General features: G+C 59.5%; 9 protein-coding genes and 3 pseudogenes. 6 read left to right on the plus strand and 6 right to left on the minus strand.

The window, feature by feature from the left end; all coding sequences use genetic code 11:
* Positions 1 to 95: pseudogene (locus C7411_RS29645) on the minus strand (IS6 family transposase); the annotation flags it as partial.
* A gap of 64 nt (positions 96 to 159) precedes the next feature.
* Between C7411_RS29645 and C7411_RS29650 the strand changes: the two are divergent.
* Positions 160 to 747 (plus strand): helix-turn-helix domain-containing protein, encoded by a 588-nt coding sequence (locus C7411_RS29650; protein WP_110387542.1) that lies wholly within the window; start codon positions 160 to 162, stop codon positions 745 to 747.
* A 134-nt stretch (positions 748 to 881) separates the two neighbouring features.
* On the opposite strand, the gene C7411_RS37145 is transcribed toward C7411_RS29650, so the two are convergent.
* Both C7411_RS37145 and C7411_RS39055 read right to left on the minus strand, forming a co-directional pair.
* Positions 882 to 1,328 (minus strand): hypothetical protein, encoded by a 447-nt coding sequence (locus tag C7411_RS37145; protein ID WP_133253716.1) that lies wholly within the window; start codon positions 1,326 to 1,328, stop codon positions 882 to 884.
* Positions 1,328 to 1,712, minus strand: a pseudogene (locus tag C7411_RS39055) (recombinase family protein); the annotation flags it as partial. The pseudogene C7411_RS39055 and the gene C7411_RS37145, both read right to left, overlap by 1 nt.
* Before the next feature lie 940 nt (positions 1,713 to 2,652).
* Here C7411_RS39055 and C7411_RS29655 point away from each other — a divergent pair.
* Genes C7411_RS29655 through C7411_RS29665 form a run of 3 tightly spaced genes read left to right on the plus strand, consistent with a single transcriptional unit; the run spans position 2,653 to position 4,580 of the window.
* Complete coding sequence (locus C7411_RS29655) at positions 2,653 to 3,114, plus strand: hypothetical protein (protein ID WP_110387543.1); 462 nt, start codon at positions 2,653 to 2,655, stop codon at positions 3,112 to 3,114.
* 10 nt (positions 3,115 to 3,124) lie between these two features.
* Positions 3,125 to 3,817, plus strand: a complete 693-nt coding sequence (locus tag C7411_RS29660) for a nucleotide-binding protein (RefSeq protein WP_110387544.1) — start codon at positions 3,125 to 3,127, stop codon at positions 3,815 to 3,817.
* Positions 3,810 to 4,580 carry a hypothetical protein gene (locus C7411_RS29665; RefSeq protein ID WP_110387545.1) on the plus strand — a complete coding sequence of 257 codons (771 nt, stop codon included), beginning with the start codon at positions 3,810 to 3,812 and terminating at the stop codon, positions 4,578 to 4,580. Before C7411_RS29660 ends, C7411_RS29665 begins: the two co-directional genes overlap by 8 nt.
* 11 nt (positions 4,581 to 4,591) lie before the next feature.
* On the opposite strand, the gene C7411_RS29670 is transcribed toward C7411_RS29665, so the two are convergent.
* Together C7411_RS29670 and C7411_RS29675 are read right to left on the minus strand one after the other, a co-directional pair.
* Positions 4,592 to 6,817 (minus strand): ParB/RepB/Spo0J family partition protein, encoded by a 2,226-nt coding sequence (locus tag C7411_RS29670; RefSeq protein WP_110387546.1) that lies wholly within the window; start codon positions 6,815 to 6,817, stop codon positions 4,592 to 4,594.
* 124 nt (positions 6,818 to 6,941) lie between these two features.
* Positions 6,942 to 7,775: a DUF932 domain-containing protein gene (locus tag C7411_RS29675; protein ID WP_110387547.1), complete on the minus strand. Its 834-nt coding sequence runs from the start codon at positions 7,773 to 7,775 to the stop codon at positions 6,942 to 6,944.
* 476 nt (positions 7,776 to 8,251) lie between these two features.
* Here C7411_RS29675 and C7411_RS29680 point away from each other — a divergent pair.
* Together C7411_RS29680 and C7411_RS29685 are read left to right on the plus strand one after the other, a co-directional pair.
* Positions 8,252 to 8,377: pseudogene (locus tag C7411_RS29680) on the plus strand (integrase core domain-containing protein); the annotation flags it as partial.
* Positions 8,378 to 8,507: 130 nt separating this feature from the next.
* Entirely contained in the window at positions 8,508 to 10,118 is a 1,611-nt protein-coding gene (locus C7411_RS29685) for an SMEK domain-containing protein (RefSeq protein WP_146225307.1), read from the plus strand.
* Positions 10,119 to 11,282: 1,164 nt separating this feature from the next.
* On the opposite strand, the gene C7411_RS29690 is transcribed toward C7411_RS29685, so the two are convergent.
* On the minus strand, positions 11,283 to 13,109 hold the full coding sequence (locus C7411_RS29690) for a reverse transcriptase domain-containing protein (protein WP_110387550.1): 1,827 nt from the start codon (positions 13,107 to 13,109) through the stop codon (positions 11,283 to 11,285).
* Between the last annotated feature and the right edge of the window lie 122 nt (positions 13,110 to 13,231).

The following is a 13,231-nucleotide window of genomic DNA, read 5'->3' on the forward strand; positions in this document are numbered from 1 at the left end:
CTGCGAGTCGGCTGGTGGCTGTTCTCGGCGCGGTTGCTCACACGTGCAGCCGCTTTGGCAAACACGTGATTCACGTTCGCCAGTTCGGGAATATCGTAAGCGTTGCTCTCGTACCGTCTAGACCGATGGCGCCAAAGTGGACACAGTAGGCCCCACCAAATGATGAACAGAACCCCGAAGGTTGGACATCAACCAGAGGGGTTTATGGGAAAATATACGGATCAAGTCAAGCTTGCGGCAGTCAGAGATTACTGTTCTGGCGAGGCCGGCCTGACGACTATCGCTCAGCGGCATAACGTCGACGTTTCATCGCTGCGCCAATGGATCGCTGGCTATCGCGCACACGGTGAAGCTGGTGTTGCCGGGAAGAAGCGGGAGTTCTATAGCGTCGAATTGAAGCTTGCAGTTTTGAAGCGAACGCGTGACGAGGGGCTGTCGCATCGACAGGCCGCCGCATTGTTCAACATCCGGCGTTTCAACATTATTTGCCGCTGGGAGCAGCAATATAATCAAGGCGGACCGGAGGCCCTGTCGTGGGGTTCCAGGGGACGTCGCAGGAAGATGACGAAAAACGCTCCGATACAAAACAAAGCGCGGCAAGCCGATGATGCGAGAAGCCGCCAGGAATTGCTGGACGAGCTGTGCTGTCTCCGGATGGAGAACGCCTATCTAAAAAATCTGAAGGCCTTGGTTCAAGCACGCGAGCTGTCAGTGCGAGAGAGCGAACGCAAATCGTGCTTGAGCTAAGGCAACAATATCCGCTCGCAGGCCTCTTGAAGGTGGCAGGCCTTGCGCGCAGCACTTTCTATTACCAGCAGAAGGCATTGCAGACGGCCGACAAGTATGCGGATCTGAAAGTGAAGATTCACACGTTGTTCGATTTACACAAGGGACGGTAACGTCCTTGGCGGCTCTGTTGGGTTGCTCGTTCGCTCATCGGCGGATGCCAATATTGGCGATCCTTCGGCGAGCGACCTTGAAACGGCGCGGGTGTATGGCGCCCGTATCACCGGGATTGCTAATCGGCTAAAGTTCTGCTCAATACGAACACGGTTTGCAGATGGCGCGACGAGCCATCCGGGATAGTCGCTGCGGTTTTGTGCTGCTACGCGGACCCATTCAACCATGTTGTCGATCTCAGTCCGCTGTCGAAGCGCTATCGTCGGTTTGTGATACGGCCATTCGGCGCGTCGCCGAACGGGAGCTTCGGTCCAGTAGTCCAGCAGGAGGTCAAGTGCCAGCTTGTAGTTGACGGAATCCTCTATCCGGTCAAGCAGCCGTATGTCAGCTTCAGCCAGATGCAACCGGGTCTGCTTGGTCGACTGCATCAGGCCGCCAGCGCCCGCAGGTTCTTGCGGCTTCGTGCACCGTACAGCCGCGATGAAAAGACCGTCAGGATCTCGATGAGGTCTTCGGTGAGCGGCTGTCCGCGGCTCACGTCCGGGGCCGCGTCCAGCACGACGAGTACGACGTGAAAGAACTCGCAGATACGGAACAGCAATTCGCAGTCGGTCTTTCGTGACCAGCATCAGGCGTGCGACGCGGCCACGAAGAATGTCACCCGGCAGTCGTTGCAGACCCTTCTTGCGATAGTTCAGACCGCTACCCAGATCAGTGACGACCTCGATATCCGTGATGTCGGCGTCGTAGCAGTACCTTTCGAGTCTCGCGGCCTGCGTCTTGAGCTGTTCAGCCTGGTCGTGCGAGGAAAGCCCGCTCGAACGGGCACCCGGGCAGTCGCTGATGCTCGGACTGCTTCCGCAGGGCTGCGGATTCCTGCAGGGCAGGACTGAGCGTTGGCTCATCTCATTCCGGCCGGCGGGAAGCGGTCGCCGCGAGTAGGTCATGTTGTCTCGAGCCCGGTTGGTGCCTTAAACCGGCGGTAGCCTATCCTGCCATCCCTTAGTTTTTGTGCGTTTTGTGACCCAAAGTAAACGCCGTGCGCAGGGGTTTCTGCCTTCGCGTAAACGTCCGATCGATCCCCGGAGAACGGCGTGCGTTGTCGTTTCAAAGACGATGCGGCGTGTCGTTGGCATCCGAGTCAACGCATTGCGTAAGCGACGTCTTGAGGGGTGCACAACCACTGCGCCATGAACTGCTGACCAGTGGGGAACCCGATGTGTGGAATGTGCGTACTCCGGCGCGTTTGGCGTGTGCGAAAAGTGCGAATCGTTCGCAGAGTAAATGCGCGGAGCGATGCGTTTCGCGGGCCGTATAAAGAAGCCAAGTCTAGTGCCCGAGCTGTCAACGTATTGCGCAGAGCAGACGAAGACTTGCGTGAGTTGAGGTGCGCGTGATGCACTATTGTGTGAGCGTGGACCTCTCGGCTAAGTGTGGAGGACTGCGAGTAATTTCGGCGTAGAGGGCTGGAATCCGCACGCGCACATGTGATGAGAGAAAGCCAGAATCCCGCGTCAAGGTGATGGCCTCCGGAGTGAACGGCAGCGCTGCCCCGGAGTTCCTTAACGCGTTGGTGGGGCGTGTCGCGTGCGCACCACATACGAAAAAAAGTGCGTTGTTCTCCTGCTTTCCCTCCGCTGCCGGTGTGTTCCTGCGTGAGCAAGTCGTGCGCAAAAACCGTGTTGACGCGTGCTCAGGACGTGCGCACGATGGTGTCACAGCGATGCGTAGACGATGTTCAGGAGGGTAACGATGCCTGTTGCGAAGGTCTATACGAAGTCGCAATGGGAGGCTTTTGGTCGCGCGCTCGATGCGCTGCCAGAGAAGCCAGATACAGAACGTGGCGTGACGGTGCGCGATGCGATGAAGGACATGCGCGTGCGCGTGCGGACGGCGCAGGCGAAGGGCTATACGCTGGAGCAGATCGCGGAGCAGGCTCGGCGGCAGGGTCTCGACATCACGGCTGGGACGATTCGGTACGCGCTGCGCTCGACCGGAAAAGACGGTGGAGCCGGTGGTGCTGCGCGGCCTGCGCCGAGTGCACGCGCGACTGGTGCTGAGAAGGTGTTCACGGCGCAATCGCGCGCGCAGGGTGTGACGTCTCCGGCAAAGCATGTTCGCAAGGATGGGGGAGAGACGGAAGCCAGATCGCAATCCAGGCCAGTGCAGGGCGCACTCGGATTTGCGATCCGGCCCGACACCGACGATCTGTAGAGGAGTCGCGATGGATACGACAGTCAATCCCATCTATCTTGTAGGCGGCGGTAAGGGTGGCGTTGGCAAGAGCCTCGTCGCGCTCGCGCTGCTCGATCATCTGCAGCGGCGCTGCGTGAAACCCGTGTTGGTAGAGAACGACACGTCAAACCCCGACGTGATGAAGGCCGTGCAGGGCGAGATTGATTGCGCCGCGTTTGACCTGGACGAAGCGGACGGTTGGATCAATTTCGTGAACTACTGCGACGAGCATCGCGACGCAGTGGTGGTGGTCAGCACGGCAGCCCGCAACCAGGATGGCGTCGCCCGCTACGGTGCGACGCTGGCCAGCACGCTGGGCGAGCTTGGCAGACGGCTCGTCGTGTTCTGGGTGATCAACCGGCAGCGCGACAGTCTGGAACTGCTGCGCCAGTTCGGGGAGACGTTTCCAGATGCGATTACACATGTTGTGCGCAATGGCCACTACGGCGCGCCTGAAAGATTCGTGCTGTATCAGGACTCGAAAATCCGCAAGAGTGTCGAGGCGAAAGGCAAGTCGCTCGACTTTCCGGAACTCGCGGATCGTGTGGCGGACGATCTGCGCAGTCAGCGCCTGTCGGTGCGCAAGGCGGCAGAGTCGCTGCCCATCGGGCAACGCGCGGAACTGCTGCGCTGGCGGGCGCTCTATGACGCGATGTTCGCCGTGGTGACGGGCAATGCCTGAGCGGCGGGCGCGGCGCGGACGTCCTGTTGATCCACTCGCCCGGCTCTTTTACGACGTGACCGGGGAGAAGCCGGATGACGCGAGCCTGCTGCGCATGCATCGGGTCTCTACGGCCCTGAACCTGCGCGACAATGATGCGCTCTGGTCGGTGCTGGCTGTGCTCGAATACTATGCTCGGCTTTACGAGGCGATGCCGGAGCGCATCCAGCAGGCAGGCAAGGGCAATCTGGACGCAGTGCGGGATGAGGCACGTGAGGCAACGGACGCGCTGATGGCGCAGCACCGCGACGCGCTCGCGCGCTGCAAGGCGACCATCGAACTCGCGGAACGGATGACCGTTGAACACGAGGCGAGGTATCGCGCGACGCTCGCGGCACTGAATGAACAGGCGTTGGTTGTGCAGGCGGGGCGCGCCGCTGACCGGATTGCGCGCATCGCGGGAAACAGGATGGTGGGCGCGGTAGCCGTTGCAGCGCGCGAGCACCGGCAGCAGCTCGACGCAGCGGTAGCTCTGTTTGAGCGGGAGATGAGCGAGGCAGCGGCGCGCGCCGCGAAGGTCGACCAGATGGCAACGCGACGGATGGTGAAGGCGTGCCGCGCACTGGTGGTCGGAGCACTGATCGTGATTCTGCTCGCGGCGACAGCGGGTGCGCTGGCGGGTCGCTACTCAGGTAGTCATATGGTGCGGGCAGACGGATTGCCGTCTGCCCGCACGGGTCATACTTCCTTGATGTCGCCTTTCATGAACGCGAGCGCATCATGAACGCGAGCGCATCATGAAGCGTGCGCGAGGCCAGCAGTGGTCGGGAAGGGCCACGGCGGCTGCGTGCCGGCTGCGGCGGGAGACACTGGCACATCGCAAGCCGTGTTATTGATGCCACTGTGATCGCTCCCGGGCTCGGCGGCAGCGTCGTCATCCTCCTGCGTGTCGTTGGGACCTTTGCCAGTGTCCGGGCCGTGTTCGTCCGTCCCGGCGTCTCCGTCTTCGTCGTCGTGGGCTTCCCATGACGACGTGACCGGGATTTCTGTATCGGTGAGGATTTCCGGGAGCCACGCATTCTTCGCCAGACGTAGTTCGGCTGCGGCAGCAGCGTCGGCCTTCTTCATCTTCCCGAGGTCGGCGGCAACCCTGGGCGAGACGGCTGCGGACACGACTTCCCCGATGCGCGCCTTGCTGACATGATCGAAATACGTGGCGCGGGTCGGCGTCCAGTACCGGGTCATGTCGAGGTTCAGTACTCCCGCGAGCGCGCTGATCGCCTGCGGCTTTTCCTCGCCCACGATGCCGTCGAGCAGGGTGCCGGTGCAGAAGGCAAGCAGGTCAAGCAGCGTCGTGCCGGGATCCTGCTTCGCGAGCCACGGCAACAGGTCGGTGCGTTTCGCGGGCAACTCGGCGGCCCATCGGGCGCGTTGTACCTCAATCGTGTTCCATGCGGCGCTGGTGGGCAGGTCGTCCGCCGCGCGCAGCAGGCTGTCGTGATTGTTGTCGCCGGATAACGCCAGGTAGTCAGGTGCGGACGTGTAACCGTAGCGCTCTGGCAGCGCTTGCGGAACGAGATGCCGCAACAGGGCGGCGAGCGCTACGGCGGGCTGCGCAACCATTTCGGCGTGGATGGCGATGGTGCGGTGCGCGGTGAGTCGCTGGCAGAGTTTCGCGCTGTGGACCGGTTTGATCTTCGGCACAGGACCATCAGCCGTGCCCGCAGCTTCCGCCTGCGGCGTGCCGGTGACAGTCGCACCCGCCGCGTCCAGTGCTGCACTGTTCTCGCGCCGCCTGAGACCGCGCTCGATGAGCAGTTTTCCCTGCGGATCGATGATCACGAACGCGCCCGCCTCGGCCATCTGCTGTGTATCCCACACCAGGGCGCGGTTTTCGAGTGCGGCGATCGTGGCGTTGAGCTGTCCGATCTCGGCATCAAGGCGGTCAGCTTCCTTGTAAGCATTTTCATCATCCTCGGAGAGCGCTTCCAGCTTCCCGGCCAGATCGTCCTGCTGTGCGGTGAGTGTGCCCATCTCGCGCTGTTCGTCGTCCGTAAAGGGGCGCTGGATGGGGCGCAGCTTGCCGTAGCGGTTCAGTTCTAGCAGGTCACGCTCGACGCGGGTTTCTGTCCAGCCCCAACCCTCGGCGCGGACTTCCTCCGCGGCTACGTCGAGTTTCTGCGCGACGAGCCGCTGCAGCAGTTCGGCATCGGCAATGTAGCCCGCATGCCCGTCGTCGCTGAAGAGGTCACGGCGTACATACCCGCCCGCTGCTTCGTAGGCGTCGAGGCCAATGAAGCGCACAAGGCGGCTGCGGCTCGAGTCGATTTCTGCCCGCGTGATGGCCTGCCGCAGATAGTTTGGCTGGCGCTGCCATTCGTTCGCATCGAACCAGACGTGTTCCTGCGTTTCGTGGCCGTCCGCGAGGGCGAGTGCAGAAAGCTGGTCGAGCGTGATTGCGTCCTCGCGCAGCAGTGCCAGCAGCTTTGGGGATACGCTGGCGAGCTTCACGCGCCGTTTGACCGTGATTAACGAGGAGGAAAAGAGCGCGGCAATGTAATCGACGCTTCTCCCTTCCTCGGCCAGCAGCCGGTATGCGCGCAGCACGTCGAACGGATCGAGTCCTTCGCGCTCGGTATTCTCAATCAGGGAAATGGCGAGGGCTTCGCCTTCACTGACGATCCGCACGGGGACCGGGTAGTCAGCCGTGATGTCTTTCTGTTCGAACAGGAGGTCGAGGGCGGCCTCGCGGCGCTGACCGGCGCACACGCCATATTTGCGCTGTCTGCCGCGTGATCCCTTGATCTCGTGGACGACGAGGTTTTGCAGCAGACCCTTGGCCCGAATATTGGCGGCGAGGCCCGGAATGCCCGACAGGGGTTTCGTGCGAGCATTGAGCGGTGAAGGCCGCAGGGTGGAAAACGGGATGGTCACGATGGGCTGCTCATTGCCGAAGTGGGTTTCGAGCACGGTAGCCGGTTCGACGGTGTCTGCCTTCGTGGTTTCGAAATGGGCTTGCATGACTGACTCCAGAAAGTTGAAAAGAAAGTTCCGGGTTGGACACTACGGGATTCCGCCAGGACTCGACCCGGAGAGGAGTCCTGACAGAAAATGAGAAGGAGTGGCTTTCCTGCCCCTGTCGTGGCTACACCTTCATTTGGCGCATTGCGTCCGCGAGCATCCAGAGGGCGCGGTTGAGCTTCACGTTCTGGTCGATGCCGGTGATGGAGCGGGTGGACATCGCACGCCCGCTACGCGAGCGTCCGTGCAGGCCGCCCTTCATCAGGTTTTCCTGTACGCGGTTGAATACCGTCCAGAGGTCGGCGCGGCGATCCTCGAAACGGCGCGGGACGAGTAGCTGGCTTTCGGTGACCGGGGCCGGGGCCTCGGCATCGGTCGGGTCATAGCGCAGCGCGAGGGCGGAGCGGGCGAACGCCTGCTGTTCGTCGCGGTTCAGTTCGACGGCGCGCATGCCGTCCTTCTGCTCGCGGATCAGGTCGAAGCCGTCGAGCACGTCGAATGCGCCGTTGATGACGTTCTGGACGATGTTGCCCTTGTGCGGCACGCGGATGTCCCGGATGTTGTCGCCCGCCACCATGCCGTTCTGGCAGACGAAGCGCAGCACGCCTGCGAGCATCTGGTAGCTGCTCGTGCCGTCGTGCGAGTTCAGCAGCACGATTTCGTTGGCTTCATCGCCGATGATCTGGTCGGCATGGCGAAGTCGGAGCATGTGCTTCGTGTACTCGCGCTTGCCTTCGTCGCGAACGCGCGTCTGGCAGACCATGAATGGCTGGAAACCTTCATTGCGCAGGCCGCGCAGCACGTCGATGGTCGGAATGTAGGTGTAGCGTTCGGAGCGGCTTTCGTGCTTGCCGTCAGCAAAGATGGACGGGGCGACACGATGGATCTGGTCGTCCGACAAAGGGGAGTCGGCGCGGAGCACGGGGGAGCCGTAACGGAAAGAGGAGGCGAGTTGCATGACAATCTCCACAGCAAAAGGGTTGAATGACGGGCTGTGGGATGGCCTTGCCGTTTGCGCGCGAAACCTTCCCGGTGGAACTCGGGGTTGGCTTCTGTTTTTGCCTAGCACCCGGGTTCCAGCCCGTGCGACCCAAGGAGTCGAAGGCGAGGCGGCGTCAAGGAAAAAGGCGAGGGATGGTGCGGGCAACACGGTCCCTCGCCCCTTGACGCTGCCTCGCCTTCGACTACGGTCGCGGGACAGGGCAGGAAACTGGGTGCCAGACAGATGCCAGGGCGCGAGTTCGGTCGGGAGAAGTTGTGAAGCTTCGGTTATTCACAATTTTTGGGGGCAACGCTGTGAACAACTTTTATGTGCCGAACTGCAAGCTATTGATGCGGATCGGATTTTTTGACGAACTGGGAGGTAACTATGAAGCGAGTCAGGGTTAAGTATTAATAGTCAATGCCGTTAACGGGAATGGATTTACGCTGGCGGAAAACGCGCACATCGAGAGCTTCAATGGCCGACTGCGTGGAGAATGTTTGAACCAGCATGCGTTCGTCCGTCTCGACGATGCACGCAAGCGAATCGAAGCGTGGCGCACCGACTACAACTCAGTGTGACCGCATAGTGCGTTGGGGTAACCGGCGCTGGACCAATTCCGGCAACTGCATCAACCAAAAGCCTGCCCGATAGGGGCGCAAAATGGAATACGTCCAAAGCGTCGTTAATTGGTAGTAGCGGGGAACTATGGATTCAGGAGATAACACGCGAAATGCGGAGTTGGACCGGTTGGCGCTTTTGCTGTCAATATTCCGGGACTACGTCGAGATCAAAAACGGAGCATGTTTCTTCGATAGCAACCGGCTTGCCGAGACGTTGATGTGCGATCTGCTATCGGATCTATGCGGGTGGGGACCCTTTAAGAACCTGAACACGGGCAACCCGACTCAACCTGCTATCGACCTTCTGTCGCTCGATGGCCGGTTGGGTGTTCAGGTCACGTCAACGCGAACCCTCGGTAAGGTTAAGGACACGATCACGAAATTCATGTCGCTTGATCCAAGGCCCGATGAACTCTACATCGTGATGATCTGCGGCAAAGAGGGCCGTTATCCTAATGCTTCCATTGAGAAGTGCCTCGCTGATTCTGGTTTGCATTTCACGGCCCAGAAGAACATCCTGGATCTGGGCGGGCTCTTCAATCTGGCGCAGTCGCGTGGCGAGGCGCGGATCGGGGATGCCGTGATACGCCTCGAAGCTGAACTGGGGAAACGGGCGCTCAGCTTGTTGAATGGATTCGACGGAACGGCCGATCGCGTCTTGAGAGTGCTGACCTCTCATGACCTGGCGCCGTCAAGCATCGTCCAGGCGCTTCACGTCGACCAGAAGGTGCCTCGCGCCGCGCTGACGACGTCGCACGGTCTTCTTCCGTACCTGACCGGGCCAGCGTGCGAGTCGATCGCCGCGGAGTTCAACGTCCCGCTCGACTGGATCAATGGGCATTCCGAGCGGATCGGGGAGTACTTCGGTTCATCGCCATGGCGGTCACTGGGGAATGTCAAAAGCTTGCTTCGGGGTATTCTCGATCGTTATGGTGCTGCACAGTTCAGCATTGTTCTGCCCGACGATATGGGATGTTCCTTTCCTATTGGCGGTGATGGCACTGTCCCATCTACTAGTGCCTATCCGGGGCCTGAAATCCCAGTGCTGGTCTTTTATGAGGCAAAGGGGCGATATGGCAAGGTTTTCGTCCATCTGGGCATACAGCCGTGGGATGTGCCGCATCACAGGAAGGCGGCGATTTTCCTCGGAACCATTCTTCGTGATCTGGCGTTTGCGTCTCTGGGCAGCTTTGGTGTCCAGTGGTCATTGTGGCCAAGGGAACTGATTCTCGAGACACGATCGCAACGCCTGCTGTCGGAAATCGCGGCCGAATACCCGGGTACCCGTTTCGATGAGACGGATGCCATCACGTTCGACAGGGGACGTTGGCGCTTCGTGGATGGCGATGAGGACTGGGAGAGCGAGTTCAATGACGAATATGTTCCCGCCATTCGTGGCTTGGTGGAGACGATAGAGGAAGAGACGAGGAGAGATAGCTTCCTTGTGCAATGGATTGCTGAGCAAGAGATCAAACGACAGATTAAGAAGCCGGCCGCCGGATCGAGCCGGATCTTTGGAGGCGATGCGTGCGACCTCGCAGAGATGTGCGGTATTTCTGTCAGTTGCGCTGATACGTTGGGCGTCGTGCGCGAAATGACAGTATCAGACGCGAGGGCTGTGATTACCGGGCAGCTCACATGGGACGCAGATGATCTCCCATCCGCCATCATTTTTCTCGACGTCCGCCCTGCGTAATGGGAGGACGAACCATTCTGTTCCAACACCGGCGACGAAATTGGCTGCCCACGAATGTCGCATTATCGTTTTCTCTACGGGACACGTGTCGTGCTCACCGTACTCGCCACACTGACCATTACGACTACTCTCCAACACGCGGATCGTGCCGATTAGCCAGCGGTACGAGCCGATCGCTACAAGATCGGGCTACGTACTGCCCTTCGATGTATCCGTGGAGTGCGGGTGCGGACGAGCACCGAGAAATTCAGAATACCCGTTTCGGTAGGATGGCCAACCATCCTTGTCAAAATCGAGCAACGCTTCTTTGCGCACAGTGATCCTGATGCACCGAAGGCGAAGATCTTTTTCCTTATTTCTCTGTTCGGTTTGAGATGTCTGATCAGGCACACGCAGCCAGCTTGCCGTAACTTCGTCGCATTGACGAGCCACTAACACGTGAAGAGCCTTATGCTGGTAAATGAGTGTTGATTTGCACGGAATCCTGACCCACCGGGTCAGGATTCCATGCAAATCAACAGTCAGCTGTTTAGGTGTTGGTCATTGGAGCACTCATGGCGAGATATGGTTGACACCTTGGACAATGAGGCTGATCGGCTGTTTCGCGCATAGTCGCGACATGAACGTAAGTTCGGCCATCAACGTTACGAATCCAATCAGTGAGAACGTATTGGTCCATCTTCTCAGTCGAGGCAGTACCTACCTATGGTGAGATTCATGCGAAGGTTCATGTGATTCCAGTGTCATAGCTCCTCTTTCCTCGTAGCGGCCGAGTTCCTTTTTTATGAACGTTTTTATCTCCGCTCAGCCGATGCGTATTCCTTTCAACAGAGAACCCAACCTATGAGCGACAAACCTAGCGGTCGGACTGCTAAATGTCTCGGAGAAGCGCGAGATCTCGCGACCTTCCTGCAAGTCGTCGATGGCTGGGTGTCGATCACTCCGGCCCTTGGTGTCACTATTCAGTTGTTTCGAGGGCAGGAGGATGAATTGTGGCTGCTGAAAACCCCTTTCACGTGTACCCGGTGTTCAAGCTTTCAGGCAAAGCCGGTCAGCTAGGCGGCAACGTACCGCCTTAGCCAAACCGGAAGTTGGTATACCTGCTGGCGGCGCCGTGTCTTCAGCCAAAATCGTCGACGGCGTGATGGCTTTCTATGCGACTGGTCAAGGCGCTGCGGGCGGCACAGCCGCGGCGGCGCTTTTAGCCTTCCATTCGCCGATGAACTTGTCCATCACCTCGAAACACAGGCATTCATCGTGTCCGACGCCCATGTATGCGCCACGCTGCGCCATCCCGGCGACGCGAAGGCGGTCGTCCGTAAACGGTCCGCCGCTGTTGCCTGGGCGGATGCTGCCTGCGTTTGCGATAGTGAAACTGACCATGCCGGCGTTCGGCAAGGTACGGTTGAGTACCTTCTGCGGGTTGATGTCCGGCAAGTTCCAGTTCTGGTAGGCAGGAAAGCCGATTAGAACACCGTCCGAGTGAGGCGCAATCGGTGCATCCATCGCCGAGAAAAAACGATGATGAGGCGGCTGCTCGTCGAACTGAAGGATCGCAAAATCGAACTGCTTGTTGCGATAGACGACACGAGCAGCCCACGATTCATGGGTTTCGGGGCGCACGACCGTCAGCATTTTGTTCACGACCTCGGGCGCGTCGAAATCCGCAGGGACTTCCATGCCCGCAAACTCGGCCTTTCCCACGAGCACGTGGTCGCACGTAACGAGCAGGTTGAGTTCTCTATACGCAAAGGCGGTCCCTTGCGCTTCGATCGGGCACTCATGGTGACCGGGCGAACTGTGATAGTCCGCCAACCATTCAACGACGAACACGGCCTCGCGCGCCGTCTTGTAGTCGCGAACAACCGGCTGCACCGGCAGTTCTCGTGCTGAGAATGGACCCGCAGCCATCTCTTTGAGAACGGCCGTGTTGTAGCGCTCGGCCAACCTGGTGTAGATCAGATCGTCGTTCCCTCGAACCATCTTCAAGTACAACAACTTGCCCCACAGGACGTTTTTGAGCTTTGGAGCCCCGCCGCTACGCGTTTGGCGTTTCCAAGGCTTTTTCTCGTACGGGCCGGTGGCGGCTTTCCCGATACGCTCTTGCCATCCCTTTTCGGCTGCGTCGTAACCGTTGCGTTCCCAGGCGTTCAACGCACCGCGGATGCGGTCGATGAAAATCCGAGGCACGTTGGGAAACTTGTTGATCGTGAGTCCCGTCACTTCCATACGACGTCCGCGATCGCTCAACCGCGTTTTGGCAGCATTGATCGCGAAATGGTGCTTGTTGGTGATCAGGTCGTGCAGTTCAGCCCCAAGCGTGATCCCGCCATCGTCGTCCACGACGCAAACGGCGGCCGGCAGGTTCGACGTTTTCTTTAGCGGGAAGGAGAACGTCAAGTCGTCGGCGTAGCGCGTGTAACGCGCGAGATTGCGACGGGCGAGATCAGTCAGATCTCGATCCATCGACCGGCACACAAGATTGGATAAAAACGGGGATGTCGGCGCGCCTTGTGGCAACGTACCGTCGAGAGTGCAGATGTGCGCGATGACCGTTGCAACGTGATGGGACAGGTTGAACGGATGTTTGCGCAACACCCCGCGCACCCGATAAAACGTGATGCTTGGGAAGAAATCCTGAAGATCGAGGTTCAGGATGTGGTGATTTTTTGGCGAACAGTGCACCCGTGCGTTGGTCAAGATGCTCCGCTTGGGAACAAATCCGTGGACGGCGGGCTTCATCGCACCCGACCGGGGCTCGAGGAATGCCAAGACGCGTTCTTGGATGATTTTCAGGCGCTTGCGCGGTTCCGAGATGACCCGAGGGCTGCCGTTGCGCTTCATGAGTGTGAAGTGCTTATAGGGCGGACGCGGGTAAATCATCCGCTTCAGGTTTTCGTAATCGACGCCCAGCGCATTGCGGGAGAACCATGTCACGTGGTTGCGCAGCATGGCTTCTGCGAGTTCGTCGGCGCTCGGAATGGCGACCATGTTTCCCCGTTAGTGAGTGCCGCCCCTTATCCGTCTTTCTCCTGTAAACATCGCGGCAAATCGGACAGGCGATCATGTACGGACCGCGCGGGGATACCTCGTGGAAAGTCTGCGTTAAACGC

The organism is Paraburkholderia silvatlantica (genome assembly GCF_003096715.1).
Classification (GTDB): Bacteria; Pseudomonadota; Gammaproteobacteria; order Burkholderiales; family Burkholderiaceae; genus Paraburkholderia; species Paraburkholderia silvatlantica.